Origin of the sequence: Sulfobacillus sp. hq2, assembly GCF_002903155.1 — a bacterium.
GTDB classification, from domain to species: Bacteria; Bacillota; Sulfobacillia; order Sulfobacillales; family Sulfobacillaceae; genus Sulfobacillus; species Sulfobacillus thermotolerans.
In genome coordinates, this window is record NZ_NWUL01000031.1 from 32,317 (window position 1) to 55,178 (window position 22,862).

The 22,862-nt window shown below is 51.6% G+C and carries 20 protein-coding genes and 1 tRNA gene; 14 read left to right on the forward strand and 7 right to left on the reverse strand.

Going from position 1 to position 22,862, the window contains the following annotated elements; translation table 11 throughout:
• The first annotated feature begins 72 nt into the window (after positions 1–72).
• The 4 genes from hemE to CO251_RS07060 are packed head-to-tail and all read left to right on the forward strand — an operon-like array spanning position 73 to position 3,702.
• The gene (hemE, locus tag CO251_RS07045) at positions 73–1,149 is read left to right on the forward strand and encodes a uroporphyrinogen decarboxylase (protein WP_103375101.1); all 1,077 of its coding nucleotides are present in this window, start codon (positions 73–75) and stop codon (positions 1,147–1,149) included.
• Positions 1,146–2,069, forward strand: a complete 924-nt coding sequence (gene hemH / locus CO251_RS07050) for a ferrochelatase (protein ID WP_242968401.1) — start codon at positions 1,146–1,148, stop codon at positions 2,067–2,069. Before hemE ends, hemH begins: the two co-directional genes overlap by 4 nt.
• Before the next feature lie 5 nt (positions 2,070–2,074).
• Complete coding sequence (gene hemG, locus CO251_RS07055; protein WP_103375102.1) at positions 2,075–3,496, forward strand: protoporphyrinogen oxidase; 1,422 nt, start codon at positions 2,075–2,077, stop codon at positions 3,494–3,496.
• Complete coding sequence (locus CO251_RS07060) at positions 3,493–3,702, forward strand: sulfur carrier protein ThiS (RefSeq protein WP_103375103.1); 210 nt, start codon at positions 3,493–3,495, stop codon at positions 3,700–3,702. The genes hemG and CO251_RS07060 overlap by 4 nt, the downstream gene beginning before the upstream one ends.
• 69 nt (positions 3,703–3,771) lie before the next feature.
• Here CO251_RS07060 and CO251_RS07065 read toward each other — a convergent pair whose 3' ends face one another.
• The gene (locus CO251_RS07065) at positions 3,772–5,328 is read right to left on the reverse strand and encodes a fatty acyl-CoA synthetase (protein ID WP_103375104.1); all 1,557 of its coding nucleotides are present in this window, start codon (positions 5,326–5,328) and stop codon (positions 3,772–3,774) included.
• 26 nt (positions 5,329–5,354) lie between these two features.
• Entirely contained in the window at positions 5,355–7,274 is a 1,920-nt protein-coding gene (locus CO251_RS07070; RefSeq protein WP_242968405.1) for a S9 family peptidase, read from the reverse strand.
• A 179-nt stretch (positions 7,275–7,453) separates the two neighbouring features.
• Between CO251_RS07070 and CO251_RS07075 the strand changes: the two genes are divergently transcribed.
• Positions 7,454–8,659 carry a hypothetical protein gene (locus tag CO251_RS07075; protein ID WP_103375105.1) on the forward strand — a complete coding sequence of 402 codons (1,206 nt, stop codon included), beginning with the start codon at positions 7,454–7,456 and terminating at the stop codon, positions 8,657–8,659.
• A gap of 121 nt (positions 8,660–8,780) precedes the next feature.
• Positions 8,781–9,053 (forward strand): TMEM165/GDT1 family protein, encoded by a 273-nt coding sequence (locus tag CO251_RS07080; RefSeq protein WP_103375106.1) that lies wholly within the window; start codon positions 8,781–8,783, stop codon positions 9,051–9,053.
• 6 nt (positions 9,054–9,059) lie between these two features.
• Here CO251_RS07080 and CO251_RS07085 read toward each other — a convergent pair whose 3' ends face one another.
• Positions 9,060–10,049, reverse strand: coding sequence for a hypothetical protein (locus tag CO251_RS07085; protein WP_103375107.1), 990 nt, complete (start codon positions 10,047–10,049; stop codon positions 9,060–9,062).
• A 232-nt stretch (positions 10,050–10,281) separates the two neighbouring features.
• Between CO251_RS07085 and CO251_RS07090 the strand changes: the two genes are divergently transcribed.
• Positions 10,282–10,356 (forward strand) — tRNA-Arg (locus tag CO251_RS07090).
• A 521-nt stretch (positions 10,357–10,877) separates the two neighbouring features.
• Positions 10,878–11,771 carry an aminoglycoside phosphotransferase family protein gene (locus CO251_RS07095; protein ID WP_158246224.1) on the forward strand — a complete coding sequence of 298 codons (894 nt, stop codon included), beginning with the start codon at positions 10,878–10,880 and terminating at the stop codon, positions 11,769–11,771.
• A 144-nt stretch (positions 11,772–11,915) separates the two neighbouring features.
• Here CO251_RS07095 and nadA read toward each other — a convergent pair whose 3' ends face one another.
• Genes nadA through nadC form a run of 3 tightly spaced genes read right to left on the reverse strand, consistent with a single transcriptional unit; the run spans position 11,916 to position 15,216 of the window.
• Positions 11,916–12,866 carry a quinolinate synthase NadA gene (nadA, locus tag CO251_RS07100; RefSeq protein WP_304465936.1) on the reverse strand — a complete coding sequence of 317 codons (951 nt, stop codon included), beginning with the start codon at positions 12,864–12,866 and terminating at the stop codon, positions 11,916–11,918.
• On the reverse strand, positions 12,866–14,380 hold the full coding sequence (locus CO251_RS07105; RefSeq protein ID WP_103375110.1) for an L-aspartate oxidase: 1,515 nt from the start codon (positions 14,378–14,380) through the stop codon (positions 12,866–12,868). Before CO251_RS07105 ends, nadA begins: the two co-directional genes overlap by 1 nt.
• On the reverse strand, positions 14,377–15,216 hold the full coding sequence (nadC, locus tag CO251_RS07110) for a carboxylating nicotinate-nucleotide diphosphorylase (protein WP_103375111.1): 840 nt from the start codon (positions 15,214–15,216) through the stop codon (positions 14,377–14,379). The genes CO251_RS07105 and nadC overlap by 4 nt, the downstream gene beginning before the upstream one ends.
• A gap of 221 nt (positions 15,217–15,437) precedes the next feature.
• Between nadC and CO251_RS07115 the strand changes: the two genes are divergently transcribed.
• Positions 15,438–16,547 (forward strand): shikimate dehydrogenase, encoded by a 1,110-nt coding sequence (locus CO251_RS07115; protein WP_103375112.1) that lies wholly within the window; start codon positions 15,438–15,440, stop codon positions 16,545–16,547.
• Between the two features lie 39 nt (positions 16,548–16,586).
• Here CO251_RS07115 and glnA read toward each other — a convergent pair whose 3' ends face one another.
• Positions 16,587–17,915, reverse strand: a complete 1,329-nt coding sequence (gene glnA, locus CO251_RS07120) for a type I glutamate--ammonia ligase (protein WP_103375113.1) — start codon at positions 17,913–17,915, stop codon at positions 16,587–16,589.
• A 180-nt stretch (positions 17,916–18,095) separates the two neighbouring features.
• On the opposite strand from glnA, the gene CO251_RS07125 reads away from it, so the two are divergent.
• The 5 genes from CO251_RS07125 (at position 18,096) to CO251_RS07145 (ending at position 22,844) form a co-directional block, all read left to right on the forward strand.
• Positions 18,096–18,572, forward strand: a complete 477-nt coding sequence (locus CO251_RS07125; protein WP_103375114.1) for a DUF421 domain-containing protein — start codon at positions 18,096–18,098, stop codon at positions 18,570–18,572.
• 68 nt (positions 18,573–18,640) lie between these two features.
• The gene (argC, locus tag CO251_RS07130; protein ID WP_103375115.1) at positions 18,641–19,633 is read left to right on the forward strand and encodes an N-acetyl-gamma-glutamyl-phosphate reductase; all 993 of its coding nucleotides are present in this window, start codon (positions 18,641–18,643) and stop codon (positions 19,631–19,633) included.
• 8 nt (positions 19,634–19,641) lie between these two features.
• Positions 19,642–20,874 (forward strand): bifunctional glutamate N-acetyltransferase/amino-acid acetyltransferase ArgJ, encoded by a 1,233-nt coding sequence (argJ, locus tag CO251_RS07135; protein WP_242968406.1) that lies wholly within the window; start codon positions 19,642–19,644, stop codon positions 20,872–20,874.
• A gap of 14 nt (positions 20,875–20,888) precedes the next feature.
• On the forward strand, positions 20,889–21,650 hold the full coding sequence (gene argB, locus CO251_RS07140) for an acetylglutamate kinase (protein ID WP_103375116.1): 762 nt from the start codon (positions 20,889–20,891) through the stop codon (positions 21,648–21,650).
• A gap of 18 nt (positions 21,651–21,668) precedes the next feature.
• Positions 21,669–22,844, forward strand: a complete 1,176-nt coding sequence (locus CO251_RS07145; protein WP_103375117.1) for an aspartate aminotransferase family protein — start codon at positions 21,669–21,671, stop codon at positions 22,842–22,844.
• Positions 22,845–22,862 lie beyond the last annotated feature (18 nt).

Sequence of the window (22,862 nt, forward strand, 5' to 3'; positions counted from 1 at the left end):
CCAGCTCAGAGAAGCTGGGTGTGCGCGGGTTTTATGCTATAATGGGGCGATCATGCGAGGAGGGACCGAGTCGTGATAAGCACTAGCCGCTTTATTGAGGCGTGTTGGGGACGGCCTCATGATAAGGTGCCGGTTTGGTTTATGCGGCAAGCAGGCCGGTATCAAGACGGTTACCGGAAATTACGTCAACAATATTCGTTTCTCGAAATGGCGCATAACCCCGATATTTGTACTGAAGTCAGCTGCCGACCTGTGGAAGAACTTGGGGTCGATGCAGCGATTCTTTTTTCCGATATTATGATTCCGTTGGGGCCGATGGGTGTCGATTTTGAAATTCGAGAACACTTTGGTCCGGTCATTGCGCATCCGGTGCGTACTGGCCGCGATCTCAAACAGCTCCGTGTGCTTGAACCTGAAGACGATTTGCCCGAGGTGTTTGAAGCAATTGAAAAGATCTGTGATCGGCTTGGTACGATTCCCCTCATAGGATTTGCGGGTGCTCCTTTTACTTTGGCAAGCTATCTCATTGAAGGAGGTCCGTCGAAGAATTACCTGCATACCAAGCGCTTGATGTGGGAGCAACCCGAGGTTTGGCGCCAGCTTATGGATGTGTTAGCGGACGCTACTGTGCGCCATTTATCGGCTCAGGTGCGGCATGGAGCGCAGGCCGTGCAGGTGTTTGATAGTTGGATAGGAGCGTTGCCGGTTGACGATTACCGGAAGTATGTTATGCCGTCAATGCGTGCAGTCTTTGCCAAGTTGAATGCGCTGCAAGTACCCACGATTTATTTTGGGACGGGAACGGCTTCGCTTCTGCATGCAATGAAAGAAACCGGCCCAACGGTTTTAGGCGTTGATTGGCGAACGCCTATAAGGCAGGCACGCTCGACCGTAGGGTCAGAGGTGACGCTGCAGGGCAATTTAGATCCGATGACATTAGTCTGCGAGTGGGACATTGTTAAAGAACATAGCACGGCGATTCTTCAGGACATGCTAGGGGATCCTGCCTTTATCTTTAATTTGGGGCACGGCGTGCCGCCAGAGGCTCATCCTGACAACTTAAAACGGCTGGTCGAGTGGGTTCACCAATTTCCGGGCACCCCAGCCTCTCAAGAGGTTGCGGACCGCGCAAAGGGGGCATCATTGTGACGGGCGTTCTCTTGATGTCCTATGGGGCTGCGCAAAGTCGGGATGACTTATTGCGCTACTATACGCATATTCGGCATGGGCTTCCGCCTTCGGATGAACAGTTGCGAGATTTGACCCTCCGTTACGACGCGATTGGTGGGCAATCGCCACTGACACTGATTACCAAACGGCAAGTAGCCGGATTGCAGGCTGCGCTCGATGGCGCATGCCCTGGACAATTTCAGGTGTTCTTAGGTATGAAGCACTCGCCACCCTTTATTGCCGACGGCGTTGCAGCCATCCATGAGGCCAACCTGAAGCGGTTTGTGGGTTTAGTGTTGGCGCCCCATTATTCCTCAATGAGTGTTGGGGATTACTTCCAAGAGATTACCCAAGCGTTGCAATCGTACAATCCTTCACCGAAGTTTTTTGGCATTAGGTCATGGCATATGGACCCGGGGCTGATTCGCTTGTTAGCGCAACGTCTTCGGGAGTCGATGGCGCTGTTTTCGCCTGAAGAGCGCGAGGACTTGGTTGTGGTGTTCAGCGCGCATAGTTTGCCCCAACGCATCTTAGCGCAGGGGGATCCCTATCCGGCCCAATTGCGGCAGACCGGCGAGCTTGTGGCCGAGCAAGCAGGCATTTCACGCTATATATATTCATGGCAAAGTGCTGGCCGCACGCGCGAACCGTGGATGGGGCCAGATATTTTGGAGACGCTTTCTTCTTTGCATACCGAGGGATATAACCATGTGCTGGTGGCTCCGGTGGGATTTGTCGCCGACCATTTGGAAGTGCTATACGATTTGGATATTCAGGCTCAGCAACATGCGAAGGGATTAGGCATGCATATTGAGCGCACGGCGTCCTTCAACGATGATCCAGCCTTCTTGCAAATGTTGGCGTCTGTCGTGTGTAAACATGCTGAACAAATGGAGTGACCAAGATGACGCAGGTAGCAGTGGTAGGGGCAGGATTGACGGGATTGGCTGCGGCCTATTATCTAGAACAGAGCTATGATGGACTTGAGATCGACCTGTATGATCCCCAACCGCATGTCGGGGGATGGATTCGGACAGATACGTCAAGAAATCTTGTCATTGAAGGTGGACCCGATTCATTTCTCGCAACGAAACCTGATTTGGTGGCTCTATGCGAGGCCTTGGGTCTCGGAAATCGTCTGATTGGGACGAATTCGCAGGTGCGGGGGGCATATATCTACTGGAACCATCGTTTCATGCCGATCCCGGAGGGAATTCAAACCGGCGTACCCACGAAGGCTAAACCGGTATTAGCCAGTCCGTTGCTGTCTCTTACCGGAAAAGTCGCGCTGGCGAAGGATTTTGTGCTGCCTCGCGGCACCACGGACGATCAATCTTTAGGACACTTTTTACGCCGGCGCTTTGGCAATCAGATTGTCGACCGTTTGGCCGCGCCAATGCTTTCCGGCATCTTTGCGGGAGATATTGACCAAATGAGTCTTAAGGCGACATTTCCGCATTTACTAGAGGCTGAGCAGCAAGCGCGGTCTGTTTATGTAGGATCTAAACGCCGAAAACCGGCGCCACCTAGTCCTTATCTAAAACGCTATCACAGTGTTTTTCTGACCACGGATCAAGGCTTGCAACAAATTCCCGAGGCAATTGCTCAGCACCTAAAGCATTCGCATCTTTTATTGAACAATGGCGTGGAGAAAGTGGAACCCATTGCAGGCGGAGGATTTACCGTGTATGGGATGCAGGGGGCTAAACGGTATGATGCCGTGATTATGACAACCCCTGCGTTTGTTAGTGCCCGTGCGCTGCCGTTTTTGCCTGACGCGGCGACAAATATTTTGCAAAGCATTCCTTACGCTGATTTAGCAGTGATTGGGGCCGCATATCATTCCGAAGATGTGCCAATGAAAACCGATAAGACGGGGTTCTTAGTTCCGCATCAAACGGGGTTACGGATGACTGCCGTCACGTGGGTGTCCTCGAAATGGCGATATCCTCATGTCGATCCGCTCTTTGTTCTCCGGGCCTTCTATGGCCGTGCCACAGAAAATATTTTGACCTTAAGTGATGATGAGCTTCTCAATTTATACTATGACGAGATCAAAAAGACGATGGGAATCTCCCATGCAGCGGAGTACCAGCGGGTGTTTCGAATTCCTAAAGGGATGCCCCAATACATAGTGGGGCATTTAGACCGAATGCAACAGCTGCACCAATACCTCCAGGCATGGCCTCAGTTATTTCTGTTGGGTGCGTTTGAGGGCGGCGTGGGCATGCCCGACCGCGTCCATCAAGCCTTGGTTATGGCGCAGGCCTTTGGGCCCCGTATGGGCTTAGAGCCAAAATCCGCGGCAGAGCAGGGTCTCCAGTGACACTCATTCTGAATGGCAAGGAGTTTCAAACCCGTGTCAGGACCCTAGACCAATTGCTCGCGGAATTAGCCCTATCCGGGGATATGGTCGTGGTATTGTGGTTTGGAGAAATCATTCCTAGTACCCGGCGGAGCCATCATCCGCTACAGGATGGAGACCATATTCAAATTGCGGCATTCTATGGTCAATGCGTGAACTTGGAGTAACGGTTACTCGGCTATGGCCATGAAAAAAGGGAGGCTTGGGAGAAGCGTCCCTTTTTTTGTCCTAGAGCCCTAGGATACGGTCGATGTCCACGATTGGCGAAGGTCACGCTTTAGGATCTTTCCGCTAGGATTTTTGGGTAAGTCCTGACGGATTTGGAATTCCTTGGGGATTTTATAGGGCGCTAAATGCTGCCGGCACAACTTCAGCCAGTCGTCTGGGTTCGGAGTGGTTCCCGCTTTGGGCACGATGACCGCTACGACTTTTTCCACCCAATACGGGTCGGGCACACCAAATACAGCCACTTCGGCGATGTCTGGCGCACGGTAAAGAACTTCTTCCACTTCGCGACTTGCGACATTTTCTCCTCCGGTTTTAATCATATCTTTCTTGCGATCGACCACCGTAAGATATCCATCCTCATCCATGACACCCAAATCACCGCTGTGGAACCATCCGCCTGCAAAAGCGGCCGCGGTTTGTTCGGGGTTGCGGTAATAACCTTGCATAGCATGGGGCGTGCGGTGGCAAATTTCGCCGATTTGACCAGGGGCCACGGGCTCGTTGACATCGTTGAGGAGTATCGTTTCGACGTTGAGTCCTGCTTTACCGCACGATCCGAGCTTCGACAGCTGTTCGTCGGGACCTAGCACCGTAGCTAACGGGGCCACTTCGGTTTGTCCGTAAAAATTCCAAAAGCGGGTATTTGGGAGACGAGTTTGCAGCTCTACCAACACTTCTCGGGGCATAATCGCGGCGCCATAATGGCCTTTGGTCAATGTGGAGAGATTAGTTTTATCAAACAGGTCTGATCGCAAAAGACTAATCCACACCGTGGGTGGAGCAAAAAATTCCGTGACGCCTTCCGCTTCGATGAGAGGTAAAATGGTCTCCGCCTTGGGAACGGATAAAATGACGTGGGTGGCTCCAAGGTATACATAGGGGCCGAGAAAGACGTGTTGCTGAGCGCTGTGATAGAAGGGGAGGGCATGCAGTACGATGTCCTGCGGGGAAAATCCTCCATCGACGATGACGCTGACGTACTCGCTTATAAGATTGTCGTGCGTGAGCATGACGCCTTTGGGGCGCGATTCGGTTCCGGATGTATAAAGAATTTGAGCGAGGTCGTGGGAGTCTGGATAGTCGGTGTCATCGCTAATCATCGGGTCGGACGGCCCCGGATGGAGCGTCGGCAAATCGCCAAGAATAGTCGCCGTGTCGATGAGCAGAGCTGCTAAAGGCGAATCAGCCAAAACTGAGCGGGCTGCTTGTACTGTTTCGAGAAATTCGGGAGTCGTGACAATGGCCTTCACGCCCGCATGTTCCATAATATAGGCAGTTTCTTCCGCCGATAGCATAAAGTTGATCGGGACCAGCACAATGCCTAGGCGGGCGGCCGCGAAGATGAGAGTGGCGTAGTCGTGAGAGTTTCTGGCGTATACGGCTACATGGTCATGTAGACACAATCCGTGATCCGATAGGCGCTGGGCCATGCGTAAGACGTCATGTTCCCATTCCATGTAGGATTGTCGTGTGTTTTGGTAAATGATAGCGGTTTTTTGGGGAAATCGTGCTGCCGATCGGTGAAGCAAATCATACAGCGTTTGGCGATGAATCATATCACTCATGACAACCATCCTTTCGAGAGACTATTTCAGGAGATAATCTCGACGGGTTCTACAGGCGTGGGAAGGTCAAATCCGAGAATGCGGCTATAAAAATATAATTCTGCTTCGGTCGCTCGTTGTATATTTTCGGCCTGTCTGAAGCCATGCCCTTCGCCGGCAAAAGCAAGATAGGCGACGGGAATATGGTTGCTTTTCATCTTGTTGACCATCATTTCGGCTTGGTTGGGTGGTACGATTTTGTCGTCTAGTCCTTGAAAAAAGATAATGGGGGCCGTGATGTTCTCTGCGTGATAGAGCGGCGAGCGCTCTATATAGACTGATTTGGCTTCCGGCCAAGGCCCTACCAAATTGTCCATATACCGCGACTCAAACTTATGGGTTTCGCGGGCCAGAGCTCCGATATCGCTAACACCATAGTAACTGGCGCCTGCTTTAAAAACTTTTTTGAACGTAAGACAGGCCAAAGTGGTAAATCCGCCTGCGCTGCCGCCCCGGATAACCATCCGGTTAGGGTCAACGAGTCCGTGCTGGGCGAGAAATATTGCCGCATTGGTGCAGTCGTCGACGTCGACAATCCCCCACTGGCCCATAAGGCGCTCACGGTAAGCCCGTCCGTAACCGGTACTGCCACCATAGTTAACATCCGCAACAGCAAATCCGCGCGTCGTCCAATATTGAATGCCGATTTGAAAAAGCGGGTTGCTCGCACTGGTTGGCCCTCCATGGCTTATCACAATGAGCGGAGGGCGTTCGCCTTCGGGAGCTATGACATTGTGATTGGTGGGGGGATAAAAGGTCATATAGCTGCTTTGGCCTTGCTCGGTTGGGAACTCTAGTAGTTGCGGCACGCTGATATCTTGCGAGTCTATAGGGAGCATTTGCGACGATTTGATGAGGGTTGGAACACCGCGCGTGAGAGGCAGTTCGACAAGAGCTTCGGGTTGTGTCCAAGATCCGGCGATAACAAAAATCGAGTCGTGGTCCAAAACCGGATGGGTGAAAAATGTGTAGGGCGTTACGATTTCATCAAGGTGTTGCGCAGGGATGTTGAGGAGTCCGATATGCCACGTACCATGATGAAAATAGGTCGCGACAATCGTGTCGGCATTTTTGTACACATAGTTCGCCAATCCAAATACCCATGCGGGACGAGCAAATTCCGCAGCCATGGGATAGATTGCGCGTATTCGCTCATTTTCCCACCGGTAAAGATTCCAAAAGCCCTCGCGGTCAGAGATCCACGTGAGGTGACCATCGGGTGACCATACGGGTTGCATAACGGACTCTGAAGATGATCCCGTGATTTGCCGAGGATTTTGAAGATGACCCTGGGCGTTGATCGTCGCGGTCCACAATTGAGTGCCATCCCACGGCATTTGCGGATGGTTCCATGTCACCCATGCTAATGTCGCGCCGTCAGGGCTGATTCGTGGATCGGCGTAAAAGTCGTTGCCGTGTACTAAGACAGTGCCGTAGAGATCCCCATTGGGGTCGACACTGACGATGGACGTTTCGGCTTGGATATCGGATTGACGATGATCCTCGCGTATACACAACAACCGGTTGTGTAAGGCATCAAAGACAAGGTCGGCATATCGCATAGCGCCTTCTGCGGTAATGGGAATAGGGGCTTGGCCTGGATTTAATCGGTATATTCGCTGATCGGAAAAGTTGGTGAAAAAAATGGTGTCTTCATGAACGGTGTAACAGCGGCCGCCATATTCGTGTGCGCGTGTGCGCGCGTTGAAGGGAGCTGGTGTCCTATCTTCAATCGTCCCATCGTCGCGACGACCGACAATCACATTACGGCCTTGATCAGATGGACGCGATTCCACCCAGTAGATAGCGGAGGGGGTATGAGTTAATTGGTCAAGATGAATGGTGTCTTTTGTTAACATGGCCGTTGAGATCGGCGATGACCAAGAACCATAGGGTTGGGTTTTCAAAACGCACAGGCTCCTTTCACGAACGCCTTGTCTTTGCTGTCTATCATACTGGAATTTTTGGCTTAAGCATGCCAAGCCGTTCAAAAAATTGCAGGAAAAGTCGGCGGGGAGGGAATAATCGCCGGTCATCCATGCTATAGTGCCCATGACACTCATGTTGCTGAAATGGGACGGCTGTAATGTTGTTGAGAACGTGGAGCAATGCGCAAGTTTTTCTTCTCACCGAGTTTCCTTGGTCGGTGACTGCTGCATGGATGGGATCATACCTGTCTTTATTTTTGCTGGACCAAGGTCTGTCTGCAAAAAATTTAGGATGGACGATTGGGGTAGGAGCTTTCGTCCAACTTTTGGGACTGGGCTTATCTGGTACGTTGACGCGGCATGTCGGACGGAAGATGACCATTATGTCCGGGGATTTCGCAGGGTGGATTGTCGTTTTAGGAATTTGGACACTGTCACATTCCCCTTGGGTGTTGGCATTGGGGCTTGTGCTCAATCAAGGGTCAGGGTACGTTGGGCCCGCATGGAATAGCTTGTTTAGCGAAGACGAGCAGGTGCATCGTTTGCCCCGCTATTTTCTTCTACTGCAAGTTCTGACAATCACCGGTGGGTTGATTCTTCCTCTCATTCGAGGATTTGTCATGAAAGAGGGCGTGGTCGCTTCAGGGCATACCCTACTGGCAATCTTTTGGCCGAGTGTCGCTATGGCATGGACGATCAGAGCCTTAGCATTGCGCGAATCGACGGCGGGTAAGGTTTCTATGCAGCAACGCCTGCATGTGTCTTGGTCAGTCAGGCTATCTCATGTGCGTCAAGGGCTTCAGGGCCCAGGGTTTTATCTTGCCGTATTGCGGATCCTCGTTATGGTGCCACTGTTAATGGTGGCGGCCTTTGTACCGTTGTCGTTTGTGTCGCCTAAAGGATTACACTTGGTGGCCGCAGATTTGAGTTTGCTACCCATCGGCGCGGTGGGTGGGGTCCTGATATTAGCCGTGGTTCGACGGATGATGCCGACATGGACGCCCACCCAGCTTATGGGTCTGGGCCTTGTCTTTCTTGCTTTGGGTTATACCGGACTTACGTTAGGACCCCAGGGACAAATTTCTTGGGTTCTTCTCGCATGGGGCCTTGTGATGGCCGGACAATCGCAATTTGCGAGCAGCCATACCAGTGTATGGATGACGTGGTTGCCAGATGCCGTGCGGGTCGACGTGCAAGGATGGATTGGCATGATTACAGCGGGTGGAGTAGCGGTGTTATCGCCTTTTTTGGCTGAGGCATTCATCAGACAGCCGCGGTGGGTATTTGCGGGCCTTGCCTTTTTATTTACGGTCTGCATGGCTTTATGGGGGCTGTTGCAGAAATCTATGAAAACACGTGGCTGATATTCTGATAGAAACGCGGTGGCAATACCCGAGATTATTTCGTGAATGCGCTACATGAATTGGGGATGAGCATCATAGAATCAGCCGAGGACAAAGCACAAGCATTAAGGGAGGGGTCCCGGTGGACTGGAAAGTATTATTCTCGACTTTTGGCTTGATATTTTTTGCCGAATTAGGTGACAAGACCCAACTGAGTGTGATGACGTTGTCGGCACAGTCCGATTCCGCTTTGTCTGTCTTTATTGGGGCGGCGCTGGCTTTGTCAGTCAGCGCCCTATTAGGAGTAATTTTTGGCGAAGCCATTACGAAATTAATTCCGACGCAATACATTCATCTCGGGGCAGGAGCGGCTTTTGTGATTTTAGGATTTTTGTTGATGACGGGAAAGCTGTAATGGCCTCTAGGCTGAGGCCGCCGGTTGTTCCACCACATATTGTTCGGGATGAGTCTTAGCCGCTGTGCTGGCGATGGACCAGATGAGGAGAAATAACAAAGGGGCTGCGTTGAGATTAGCGCCATAGGCTGGACGCAAGCCAAAGCCTTGACCTATCCACCAGAATAACAAGAGGTCAAGAGATATGATGCCCCAAAATAAGCCGTCATATCGTTGACGAAGCATCAATATCACAGCAAACGCCATCAGGGCAGACAGTATGACGTTGAAGAGCAAGGGTTGACTGTGAATAATGAGTTGCGCACTGTGTCTCATTAATAGAGTCACGGTCGGTTGCGCTTTGTCGATATAGGGGATCCAGATAGGAGACCAGGCATTATAGGCGTCAAAGTGGATGACTTGCCAAATTGTGCCTATGCTCCATATGCCGATAAGCCCTCTTGACAAGATACGCGGTACTTGATGGTTACTCCAAGACGACACGGGCATGAGAAGCGCTGCAGACGCAATGAAGGCAAGAATTCCTGCCCCAGGGCTGCCTAGTACTAACGACGCAGAACGATGTGTTAATCCGCCCCAGCTTTCTCCGGCAGACCACAGAAACAAGGACCAGATCGCGGAAACTCCTAAGGCAATGCGTCCGGTGAGGTTTTCACGTTCCGTTAGTAGAAGGATGCCCAAAATCAACTGAATGATGATGCTCCAGATGGTATTTGCCACGGTATGGCGTGCCCAATACGACGCGAGGTTCCATAATAGCGGGTGGGGTTTTAAGGCTTGTAATGACGCAATAGCCATCGTGGGCCATATTTGCAGTATCGCACTCAAAAACCAAAAAAGGCCAAGACCATACCATAGGCGTGTGCGTCCAACCGGGACTACAGGTTTTTTGGATTGGAATACAAAGAGCATAATGACTTTAGCGCCAATGCCAAAAAACAGAAAGATGAGCACATCTTCCAATGTCTGCTGATAGGTTATAATCACATCAGTCATAACAAGCCTCCTTGAATGTTAAAATCTATCGATATCCTCACTCGCTTACCTAACTCTGCGGTTGACACTAGTATCACCTTAAATGAAGCGCTATGATTTGTGCAACGCAGGGACAAACTCGTGTCCACCGCCTTAGGGGAATTATGACCTGCTTGCGTTTTAGGGTGCGGACCGAGAAGCGTAATTTGTCCTTGCGAGCACCTCATGAAAGTGTTATCATAATAAAGCTGTTGCGCCCGTAGTGAAGCGGATATCACGCAGGCCTCCGAAGCCTGAAGCAGGGGTTCAAGTCCCTTCGGGCGCACCAAACTTTTGAGCGCGATTTCTTTTAGAAATTGCGTTTTTTTCTTTTCCACAAATCAAACCGCTCCAGTCTATGAATGCTTGTCTATTGATGAACAGGGCAATATTGTACGAAACCGAAGCATAGTTCAATTTCTCCACGCTCACGCAGTTGGGCTCATTAGTATGGCAAATGAAGGCGGCCATTGGACCGTAACTTTTTCCCGACATAGGATTAACTATATGATGATGAAGGTTTTTAGCAGGGAAATCTTTCAGATCTGGTGTATTATTAAGGTGAGGAAGATTGTTGTCTGACAGAACTCTTGACGAAAACACCGATTGATCCCATTGAAAGACGTAACGAGGCTAACATAGATAAAACAAAGGATGCCCCTGTCCAATTTATAAAATTGAAGTCTAACACATGTAAATATCTGAGCTCATTAGCGGTCGTTGACATAGTTAGTAACGGACTTAGCAAGCTGGTAACTTCCAATGTGCTTGCTGGTCCCATGGATGACGAAAAAAGTGGTGGGGCTCAAAATGGATGTACTACACTTAGATGAAAGTGTGCGCGCACACGTTGTTGCGATCACGGGGAGCCCGGTGACGAAGGTGCCGATGATGGGCGTCGGAGGTCCCGGCATTCTGAAGTTTCAGGGACCGCAGGGTGAGGTGGTGTTAAAGTACACCAATGCACCGGAAGCCGTTTTTTATAAGAACTGCGCGCCGATCGTTAGAGGAAAAGGGCTAGGGATTCCGGATGTCTATGCCCAAGGTGATGTGGAGGGAAAGCCTTGGGTGCTAATGGAAGTAATTCCGACCATAATCGGGCCTCCTTATATTCCATGGCTATCCAACCAAATTGAATATTTGGCTCGGTTGCACTCGCTAGGCCAAGAGTCGCCTGATATGTTGGGGACTTTACCTACACGTTTGGTGGCATGGACGCCCCAAGACGTTGACGATGCGGTGTCCCTCTGGGAGGGCGATGATGCCGCTGCATTGGTCGATTTTCTCCATATGCCATGGCCTCCATTAACCGGTAAGCCGGTCCTTATTTCTGGAGACCCTAATCCGACAAATTGGGGGAAGCGGGTTACCGGGCAACTGGTGTTGTTTGATTGGGCCGAAGCATCGTGGAGCCATCCAGCGTATGATTTGGCAGTCCTTTGTGGAGGATTTCCTGATGAAGGTACAGTGAAGGACGTCGTGGAACGATATCTCGAAAGGACCACAATACCGGCCTCAGGCCATGTTGATCAGTGGGTCTCGTGGGTGCTGACCGCTAAATTGGTCTCCTTTGTATGGTTCGCCGCGTGGTGGAGGCGTGGGCAGCTGACCAAGGCCGCTACCGCCGGCATTAATGCGCTGCAAAAGGGTCTGGTGCCATGGATTCGTGCCATACGCCCGGCGATGTCCTCCATGGGCCTGTGAATGCTGCCGTAATGTGGGGGCAACCATCGATAAATTTGAAGGCGGGATTAGTTCTCCCAGCCTGATGAGGTTGTTCAATGAGCCGTAAAGGGTGGCCCTCCACGGCCCGGAATGTGAACATGCGAATGGTAAGACGTTTGGGATCTAGGCGATCTGAACCATACGTTCGAGTGGAATAAGGGCTCGGTCCCGAATAGGAGAGGGCACGCGTACTTCATAACGATGATAAAGTAGAGCGTCGCGAATCTTTTCCAATGAAATCTTATTCATGTATGGACAAAGCGCGTCGTCATGGGCAGCAATAAAGGTTTTATCCGGATTTTCCTTGCGCAATCGGTGCAAGAGTCCTACCTCGGTGGCCACAATAAATTGTGAGGCGACAGATGTACGGGCATGCAGCAACATCCCATCTGTTGACAGAACCAACCCAGGAGTTTTGGGAGGAATGGCCAATGCTCGCGTCGTGCAGCCACATTCGGGATGGATGAGTAGTTCGGCATCCGGATTTTTCTCTACCACCGCTGTCATGGCCTCATTGTCAATCGCTGCATGAACGTGGCATTCACCGTGCCAGATGTGCAGGTTCTGACGTTTTGTGACGCGTTTGACGTGGGAGCCTAAGAAAAAATCGGGTAAAAAGAGGATATCTTGCTCGGCAGGAATGTGTTGCACGACCTGTACGGCATTCGAGGATGTACAACAATAATCCGACAACGCTTTAATAGCCGCGGACGTATTCACATAGGACACAACGGCAGCGTTGGGATAATTGGCCTTCCACGTCATCAACTCCTCTGGGGTGATGGTATCAGCGAGTGAACAGCCGGCTTCCGGGTCCGGAATGAGGACCGTTTTGTCTGGGCACAAAATGGAAGCGGTTTCCGCCATAAAGTACACGCCAGCCATCACCAGTATTCGAGCAGGAGTTGTTGCGGCCCACCTGGCCAAAGCCAAGGAGTCTCCGACAAAGTCGGCGAGGTCTTGCACGGGCCCCGGTTCATAGTTGTGCGCTAAAATCACTGCCTGTTCTTTTTCTTTTAATTCAGCGATCTCGTCTATGAGAGTCATGATGTCATCCTTTCTGTTCGAACTCATTAAACATGGGTTAGAGCTGTGAAATGAAGACCGTGTTCCACGTGTTGAATGAAGTGCCCTTGTTGTTCAGGGTCTGTCTTGGGTGCATCGGCACGAAAGTGTGCTCCGCGGCTTTCTGTGCGTTCGTAGGCTGCACGTGCGATAAGCATGGCGAACCGAAAGAGCCAATGATCATTTTGGTTTATTAAGGTGTCGAGTATGGCTAATGCTTGGGTGATCGATTGTTTTGTTCTGATGACGCCAAGATGTTCGTCTAGCAAACGGCCCATGAGATCAAGTGCCTCGTCATCGCGAAGGACAGCGGTAGTCGGAGGATGGAGATTTATGGCCTCGGATTTGGGAGCGGGCCGTGGATGGTGGGTAATGTGATAGCCAACACGCTGTCCGAATACCAGTCCTTCTAAGAGAGAGTTGGATGCCAAGCGGTTGGCGCCGTGGACTCCCGTGTGAGCCGCTTCGCCGACGGCATACAGCCCTTGGACGGTTGTTTGGCCAAAGACATCGGTGCGAATACCTCCCATGCAATAATGAGCTCCGGTGTGGACGGGAAGGCGGTCTGACGATAATTCATATCCACGAGCAGCGACGAGGGCAGATAACTCACCAAATTGCTGATTCACTTCCGCTGGGTTTACGTGTTTTAGCGAGAGGTAGGCCGCTGGTTGCTGAAAGATAGCCCGAGCGACTTCATCACGTGGTGCCAACTCTTGTTGGGGATGCGTGAGCATAAACCGCCGATCCTCTGGATCTAGGAGATGCGCTCCGAGTCCTCGGAGGGCTTCCGTCAGCAATAACGCGTTGCCACGGGGCACGTCTTCAGCGAGTACGGTGGGATGAAACTGCACAAATTCGAGGTCTGCCAACTCCGCGCCCGCTTGATACGCCAGCCAGTGGCCGTGGCCTATTGATGTTGCGGGATTTGTTGTCGTGTGCCATAGCGCTGCGTACCCGCCGGTAGCTAGTACGGTTGCAGATGCCCATAAGGGAAAGGGAGGACCGGACGGGGGACGGACCCAGACACCTAGACAATGACCGTTTTGGTTGGTAATTAATTGTATGGCGCGTCCTGTAACCCAGCGGATGCGGGGATTTCGGCGCGCTTGCTCATAAAGAAAATGTGCGATAGCCTGCCCTGTTAAACCTCCAGGCGCGTGTACAATGCGTGGATGTGAGTGGCCTGCTTCCAGCCCCAATGCCGGAATGCCGCTTTGCCGCATGGCGAATATGCCGGCTTCAATCATGGGCAACAAAATGGTCGGAGCACTTTTGGTTAGAATATCTACTGCTTCCTCATGACATAATCCACGCCCCACCCGTACGGTATCGTTGTAGTGATGGTGGGGATAATCATCAGCGCCGAGGGCTACGGCAATTCCACCTTGTGCTCGGTAAGTACTGCTAGTGGTCCATCCCTGAGGAGGCACACAGACTGCGACGTCCGCAAAGCGTGCGACCTCTAAGGCTGTCATCAGACCACTAATTCCTGCCCCGACAATGACTGCAGAGATCTTCACGAAAGTGCCTCCCAATCCATGCCAATATCAACGTGAGGTGCGGAGTGTGTGAGATATCCTAATGACACGGCGTCCACCCCTGTTTCCGCGACGGCTCGCACTTGGTCGGGGCCGATACCCCCTGATGCTTCGACAAATACCCGGTGGTCTATCATCGCGACTGCTTGTGCAAGCATGGTGAGAGGCATATTGTCTAAAAGAATTCCATCGACGCCTGCTGCTAGTAGCAGGGGAATTTGGCTCAACATATCGGCTTCGGCTTCTACAAAGAGAACGTGAGACGCATGCTGTTTCACGTGGGACACGGCTGCGGTAATACCGCCCATGGCGGCAATATGATTGTCTTTAATTAAAATGGCATCATATAACCCTTGACGATGATTCGTTCCCCCACCCGTTCGCACGGCATATTTCTCCCACAGGCGCTGACCAGGACGGGTTTTCCTGGTATCTAAGATGGTGACCGGAAGACCTTGCACAGCTTGTACAGCAAGCTGGGTAGCGGTTGCAATGCCACTAAGCCATGTCAGAACATTGAGCGCGGTACGCTCTCCTGTGAGCAAAGCCCGAGCAGGCCCTTCAATCTCAGCAAGGACAGCACCTGTTTGATGGTTTTCTCCGTCTTGACTATAAAGCGTGATCGTCACATCATGACTTAGCTGATCGTAGACGGCTTTTAAAATGGGTAAGCCGCAGACCACTAGCGGTTGTCGGCTCTTGACAAGCACTCGGCCTGTCCGGTGGGGAGGAATTGTGAGCTCAGTGGTAATATCCCCTGCACCAACATCCTCTTCAAGCCCTAACCGGGCCAATCGATTCCATGACCATGCTTCCATAGCATCCTCCTTGTCAACTGTCTTGACACCTGTAGTATAAGAGGCTGATGGGGCTATGGCAAGAGTCTTGCGCACGGTAGCGTGAAACGAAGAGTGGTCTGTCAATGCCACAGCGTTTTTCAATGGAATCACTCATTGTATCCTGAACGTTGTGAGTGGGTTGGGGTTGCCTGTGAGGTATGGTAAAATGTGCACATAGCTGTGCACAGGAGGTGTCCCGGTTGCGTCGTTTTGCCTTTATTCTTCATCCTTTGCGTTTTGATGACTTTGCTCGCAAGTACCCTTTTACGCGCTATCTTCCCCAACGATTGGTCGAGTCGGCATTTAAACATGTGAACCCAGTATTAGCTGGTCATGTGACGGGGGTTCGTTCGTTGACGGGTGAAGAATTGGAAGGATGGCTGATTGGCTTGCCCCTCACGCCCGAAATCATTTTAAATTCTCCTTATGACTGGGTTTTGAAAAAGTTGGAACGGGCTGGAAAAATGGCAGAAGACTTGGGCGCCGAGATTTTGGGCTTGGGGGCGTTCACAAAGATTGCAGGAGACCGGGGAGTGACGTTGGCGGAGCGTCTTCAGATTCCTGTCACGACGGGGAATTCCTACACGACTGCAACGGCTGTCGAAGGTACATTGGCGGCGGCCGAACGTATGGGGATAACCCTGCCAGATGCGCAGGTTACAGTGCTTGGCGCCACGGGATCGATTGGGCGGGCGACGTGTTTTGTTTTGGCGCCATCGATCCGTCGATTGCGTATTGTGGCGCGTCATCAAGAGACGTTGGACCGCCTTGCCTACGACTTGGCGCAGCAGTTTCCCCAGTTGTCCGTGGAAACTGCTACGAATGCCCGCACGGCGGTTCATGATGCAGATATTGTGGTCGCGGTCTCATCGGCGCCTGGGGCTATTATTGAACCGGAAGATTTAAAGCCCGGAGCGGTCATTACGGATGTAGCCCGCCCTCGCAATATTTCTTCGGTTGTGACCAAGGCGCGTCCCGATGTCCTTGTGTTAGATGGTGGTGTTATTGAAGTGCCGGGTGATCAAGCGGACATGGGTTTTAATTTTGGCTTTCCTCCCAAAATGGTCGAGGCTTGCATGGCGGAGACGATGATTTTAGCCTTGTCTTCCCGCCTAGAGAATTTTACTATTGGAGCAGAAATTGAAGTGCCGAAGGTGGAAGAAATTCACCGACTGGGGAAAACGCACGGGTTTCATCTCGCGGGGTTCCGGCGCTTTGAGCGGGCTATTGACGCATCGGAAATTGAACTGATTCGCAAGCGAGCACAGCTTGGGGAAGGTCAGCAAGAAAGTGCGGCGGACAAGGGGTAAAGAGGTCCTCGTTCCGAAGTGGAGCGAGGACCCTTGGGGCTAATACACCGTGAGATATTGGTCGACTTCCCAGTCATGGACTTGCTGGCGGTAGACTTCCCATTCAATCCGTTTAGCTTCCAAGAAGCGTGAGAAAATATGATCACCCAAGGCTTCGCGCATGACGCTGTCGCGTTCAAAATAATCCAAGGCTTCTCCTAGGTCTTCAGGGAGATTTTGAATGCCGTATTCCTTCCGTTCAAAGTCGTTCATGCGGTAGATATTGCGTGTTACAGGGGCGGGCGCATCAAGTTTACGACGAATGCCGTCCAGTCCTGCTTTTATCGTGGAAGCTAAAGCTAAATACGGGTTGCCAGAAGGGTCCGGGGAGCGGAGTTCAATGCGCGTGGCCGGCCCTCGTGATTGAGGGACTCGAATCATGGGACTGCGGTTACCCATAGACCAGGCAATATACACCGGTGCTTCAAATCCCGGCACTAAGCGCTTATAGGAGTTGACTAAAGGATTTGTGACGGCTGTAAAGGCCTTGGCATGTTCGATGAGTCCTGCAATATAACGCAACCCGACTTTGCTGATGCCATCAGGGTGTTTGGGGTCTTGAAAGGCGTTACTGCCCTCGTGAAATAACGCTTGATGAAAATGCAAGCCAGACCCGTTGACTCCTTGGAGAGGTTTCGGCATAAACGTTGCGTGGAAATTGTGTTGTAGGGCAATCGTCCGCGCGACAAACCGGAAGGTGACAATGTTATCGGCCGTTTTCAACGCGTCATCATAGTGGAGGTCGATTTCATGCTGACCAGGAGATACCTCGTGATGCGTGGCTTCAATCATGATGCCCATTTGTTCTAACGCGAGTACAATCTCGCGTCGAATCTCTTCGCCCATATCGACGGGGGATAAATCAAAATACCCCGCTTGGTCAACAGTATGAGTGGTTGCCTTACCATCGGCATCCCGTTGGAATAGGAAGAATTCGGGTTCGGGTCCTACCGTAATTTGATAGCCCATTTCCTCTGCTTCACGAATAACGCGTTTCAAAGTGGTCCGTGGGTCGCCAGCAAAAGCCGTCCCATCGGGATTCTTAATGTCGCACATTAACCGAGCGGTCAAAGCTTCTTTGGGAGTCCATGGGAAAATGGCAAAAGTATCCGGATCGGGGTCTAAATACATATCAGATTCTTCAACCCGCACAAACCCTTCAATCGACGAGCCGTCAAACATAATCTTGCCATCAAGAGCTGAGGACAATGAATGCAGCGGGATGGCCACGTTTTTTACGATACCTAAGATATCAGTAAATTGCAGACGAATGAACTTGACGTTCATTGCCTCCGCTTGCTTTAGCACTTCGTCCTTGGTCAATCCCATAAATCCTCCTTGGTTTAGGCGATGGTGCTTGTCCTTGAAGGTTCTCGTAACAAGCAGCCCATATCATTTTTTAATTATACCCTTCAGTCGTTGTTTGGCGCTAATACCGGTCGAATGTTGCATAGCTTGAGTCGTTCACGTAAACGCTACGACTAATATTATCGGATAAGGAGTGAGCTAGTGGAAGAGTTATTGACGTTATTGTGGCGGACAGCTCTATTATGGCTCGTGGCCCTGTTGGTTTTCCGCATGATGGGAAAGCGGACGTTGGCGAAAATGGGCCCTTTCGATTTTGCCGTGATTATTATGATTGGTGAGGCGGTTGCCATCGGCATGGAGGACAGTCAGACGCCTCTGATTAATGCGATTGGAATCACGTTGTTACTGGGTATTTTGCAGTATGCATTAACATGGCTTAATGTACGTTTTCGCTGGTTGGAAAAGCTGACACAAGGCAATCCTTCCGTGATTGTACAAAACGGGCAAGTGGATTCCCATGTTCTGAAAAAAGAACGCGTCTCAATGGCCGATTTAAACATGGAATTGCGTAAAAATGACATTCCTCTAAAAAAAGTGCAAGAGGCGCGTTTGGAGCCGACCGGAGATATTACCATTAAGAAAAAGTCTAGCAAGAAAAATGGCGGGTCTCAGGGCTAGGGAGCTTGGAATTTCTTCTTGTATAAACATTCTTTCGTTCGTATAATAATTCCTGAGGTGACCCGGGGATGCGAGCGGCAGTGGTAGGGGCTACAGGATATGCAGGGCAAGAGATCGTGCGCATTATCATGCGTCATCCAACGCTCTCCTTAGTGGCCGTGACGTCAGAGAGGGAAGCAGGCTTGTCGACAGACCGCTTGTTTCCCTTTTTGCGTGGAGGGCCGAAAATATTTGTCAGTCCTGACCAATTAGAATACGAAAGTTTCGACATCATTTTCAGTTGTCAAGGTGCCAAACAAGCGACCCCGTTGTTCACGCAGTGGCTAGAACGTGGGGTTAAGATAATGGACTTATCCGCAGATTTTCGCTTTGTTGACCAAGGTATCTATGAAACAGCCTATGGCTCTCATCCGGCGCCAGATTTATTGCGCTTGGCTCAAACAGGATATGCTGATGAATTAGACATCACCTATGCACCAGACCGCCCTCTCTTTGGCAATCCGGGATGCTATCCGACCGGATTTTATCTAGCGGTTGGCCCTTTGGTCGCTGCGGGGTTGGCATGTCCACTTGTCATTGTCGATGGGAAATCTGGCGTGAGTGGCGCAGGACGCAAACCGCAAGTGCACCTCATGATGGGAGAAATGGCAGAAAATGTGGCGCCATACAATAATCCTGGGCAGCACCGCCATACATTTGAAATGGAGGCGGTAACTGGCGGTTATGTGACGTTTCAACCGCATCTTATGCCAATGGCGCGAGGAATGGAGCTCAGCATATATATTCCGAATTGCTCCTGGTCCCTTGACTATATTGTGGACTGTTGGCATAAGGCCTATGACGGGAATGCTTTTGTCGACGTGTTAGCCCAGGGACAAAAGCCTGAAACACAGCGCGTGCGTGGCACGAACCGAGCAGAGTTGGCAGCGGCATGGGACAATCGTACGCATATGGCCGTGCTATACGTGACGTTGGATAATCTAGGCAAGGGTGCCGCGGGTCAAGCGGTACAGCATGTAAATCAGTGGCTGGGGTGGCCCCAGACTTTAGGGTTGGAGTGAGAAGGACCATGCAGCAATTCATTGAACCGCCGCTCTCAGGTATGATGTGGCAAGATGCGACAGTAACCTATCCACAAGGCTTTCAGGCCTATGCGGCGGCCGCAGGCTTGATTGCCGGGCGTCACGATATGGCATGCCTTTGGTCAGTCGTCCCGGCGGTGTTTTCTGGGTTGTTTACCACCAATCAAGCGGCGGCGGCACCCATTACCGTTACAAAACAAGTTGCGGCCAAAGGCTGGTGTCAAGCGATCATCATCAATGCCGGTAATGCGAATGCGGTGACGGGCCAAGGGGGACTTCAAGACGCCTATACGATGCAACAGTATATGGCCGACCATCTGGGGGTAGCGTCTGAGCAGGTGGCGGTGGCGTCAACGGGCGTTATTGGTGTACCGTTGCCGATGGACCAGGTTCAACAGGGCATGAGCCAGTTGGTGGACGCTTGGCAGCAGCAGCATTCCGACGGAGTCAAGGCCAGTGAAGCCATCCTTACAACCGACCGAGAACCGAAAACTTTGGCCTGCGACGTGACGCTTAGCTCAGGTGTTGTTCGTATCGGAATGATGGCGAAAGGCTCCGGCATGATTCATCCACAAATGGCGACCATGTTAGCATTTTTCACTACAGATGCGGCTATTGAGAAATCCATTTTGGATGAATTAATGCGCCAAGCCGTATCTCGGAGCTTTTTGCGGGTGTCAGTCGATGGGGACCCATCGACCAATGACATGGCAGTGATTCTAGCGAACGGACAAAGTGGGGTCCACGTAGGAACACCAGAGGACATCGCGCAGTTTGGCAAGGCTTTAGCGCATTTGGCGCGCCAAGGCGCTCGGATGATTGCCCATGATGGGGAAGGCGCAACTCGTCTCATTACCGTGCGCGTGCGGGGGGCTGCCACTGAAGAGGATGCGGCCCTAAAGGCGCGCACGGCAGTTCGTTCCAATTTAGTCAAAGCGGCTGTCTATGGAGGCGATCCCAATTGGGGGCGGGTCATTGCATCCGTGGGGAGCGTGGGGCTCCCGTTTGATCTCTCCGCAGTGTCCTTATGGATAGGGACCGTATTGGTTCTCGAAGGCGGGTTGCCGGTGCCCATGGCAGAAGACCAGGCGCATAACGAGTTAGAGGCCGATGAAGTCGTCATGGATGTCCTCATTGGCAATGGACCGGGATTTGCCGAAGCTTGGGGATGCGATTTGACCGAGCAGTATGTCGAAATTAACGCCCATTACCGGACTTAAATGGGGGTGGAACATTGCGCGTTGTAGTAAAGCTGGGCGGTAGCGTGTTGCAGCCAACAGACTCAGAGCCGGCTGGGATTCAAGAGATTTCCCGCTTTGTCCAAGAAGGACACGAAGTGGCCGTTGTGCATGGAGGTGGCCCGGCAATCACGAATAGTCTGACCGAAGCCGGAGTGCCGGTGACTTTCTATCAAGGACAGCGTGTCACGACTCCGGACGTTTTGCGTCATGTTGTCCGGGTTTTGCGAGGTGAAGTGAACATGGAACTAGTTCTGCGGATGAACCATGCCGGCATCGCGGCGGTTGGCTTAAGCGGTGCCGATGGGCAGCTTTTCCGTGCCTCGCGTATGCATCCGCCCGAATTGGGCAATGTCGGCGTCATAGACTATGTCGCGACCAATGTCGTGACAGCACTGTGGCGCGCAGGTTTTGTGCCCGTCATTGCGCCCTTGGCCATAGGGTCAGACGGTAATGAAATTTTGAATTGTAACGGAGATGGGGCCGCATCGGCACTCGCCAGGTGGCTGAAGGCGGATGTCTTGGTGTTTTATACCGAAAGTGGGGGGCTTAGGGAGAGTCCGGAACCCAGCGCCGGATTGGTGAGGCGGATTTCGGAATTAGAGATTGGTCAGTGGATAGCTCATGGACGGGCCACCCAAGGAATGGTTCCTAAATTGCAAGCGGCCCAGGACGCTCTTAAACAGGGAGTGAAAACGGTGCTGATTGGTTCCTATTACGATTTTGAACAGGGCGCTACGGAAGTGGTCAAGGGGTAAAGAAAGAGGGTAAAGATTGTGATACCAAGCAATCATTTAATGCCGGTATATAACCGGTATCCGGTGGTATTGACGCGTGGTGATGGGGCGGAAGTTTATGATGTGCAGGGACGTCATTTCTGGGACTTTTTAGCGGGCATTGGCGTCAATTCATTAGGCTACAACCATCCGGCAATGCAAAAAGTCTTGGCGGATAGTGCGGCTTTGATTCATACGTCGAATCTCTTCTGGACCGCCGAGGGCATTGCGTTGAGCAATAAAATGGCGGAGATAACAGGTGGCTACCTCTCTTTGTGGTCGAATAGTGGTACAGAAGCCAATGAAGCGGCGATCAAACTCATGCGCCGGTATGGCAAATCGGTCAATAAGCAAGCCATTTTAAGTCTCACGGGTGGGTTTCATGGTCGCACGATGGGTTCTTTGTCCGCTACATTTGTCGCAGCGTATCAAGAGCCATTTGCGCCGTTAGTCCCGGATTTTTACGAAGTTGAAGCGGGCAATATTGAAGCCTTGAAACAGGCCATGGAACAACACCATCCCTGCGGTTTGATGATAGAGTCTATTCAGGGTGAAGGCGGTGTGGTGCCGTTGCCAGAGGGATACTTAGCGGAGGCGGCGGCCGTTGCCCGGCAATACGACTGCTTGTTGATGCTGGATGAGGTCCAAACGGGCATGGGCCGAACGGGTCAATGGTTTGGGTTTCAGCACGAAAAAGTATCGCCAGATATTATTACGGTAGCCAAGGGCTTAGGCTCGGGAGTGCCCATTGGAGGGATGTTGGCCAAGCCTGAGATAGCGCAATATTTTGTTCCTGGCGATCACGGGACGACGTTTGGGGGCAATCCCTTAGCAGCACGGGCGGGGCTCTGCGTAATTGAATGGCTCGAACAGGGCGGGCTAGACCATATCCAACGGATTAGCGGGCTGTTGGAACAACGCCTACAACAATTGGTGCGCGAATACCCCGATATTGTCGAAGGATACAGAGGGCGGGGCTTAATGTGGGGTCTTATGGTAACGGCACCGGCAAAAGATTTGGTGCAGGCGGCTTTGGATCAGGGACTCATTTTAAATGCGCCCAAACCTCATGTAATTCGTCTATTGCCGCCACTGGTGGTAGAAGAAGCGGGTATTACGGCGTTTTATGATATTTTGAGTACAGTGTTAGAACAGTGGCGTCAAGGGGCGCACTGAAACTTCGAAGGAGTGTGG

Excerpts from the sequence above, each read along its gene's own strand:
- hemG (WP_103375102.1), top strand. The coding sequence starts at position 2,075 with ATGACGCAGGTAGCAGTGGTAGGGGCAGGATTGACGGGATTGGCTGCG.
- CO251_RS07065 (WP_103375104.1), bottom strand. The coding sequence starts at position 5,328 with ATGAGTGATATGATTCATCGCCAAACGCTGTATGATTTGCTTCACCGA.
- CO251_RS07075 (WP_103375105.1), top strand. The coding sequence starts at position 7,454 with ATGTTGTTGAGAACGTGGAGCAATGCGCAAGTTTTTCTTCTCACCGAG.
- CO251_RS07085 (WP_103375107.1), bottom strand. The coding sequence starts at position 10,049 with ATGACTGATGTGATTATAACCTATCAGCAGACATTGGAAGATGTGCTC.
- CO251_RS07095 (WP_158246224.1), top strand. The coding sequence starts at position 10,878 with ATGGATGTACTACACTTAGATGAAAGTGTGCGCGCACACGTTGTTGCG.
- nadA (WP_304465936.1), bottom strand. The coding sequence starts at position 12,866 with ATGAGTTCGAACAGAAAGGATGACATCATGACTCTCATAGACGAGATC.
- nadC (WP_103375111.1), bottom strand. The coding sequence starts at position 15,216 with ATGGAAGCATGGTCATGGAATCGATTGGCCCGGTTAGGGCTTGAAGAG.
- glnA (WP_103375113.1), bottom strand. The coding sequence starts at position 17,915 with ATGGGATTGACCAAGGACGAAGTGCTAAAGCAAGCGGAGGCAATGAAC.
- argC (WP_103375115.1), top strand. The coding sequence starts at position 18,641 with ATGCGAGCGGCAGTGGTAGGGGCTACAGGATATGCAGGGCAAGAGATC.
- argJ (WP_242968406.1), top strand. The coding sequence starts at position 19,642 with ATGCAGCAATTCATTGAACCGCCGCTCTCAGGTATGATGTGGCAAGAT.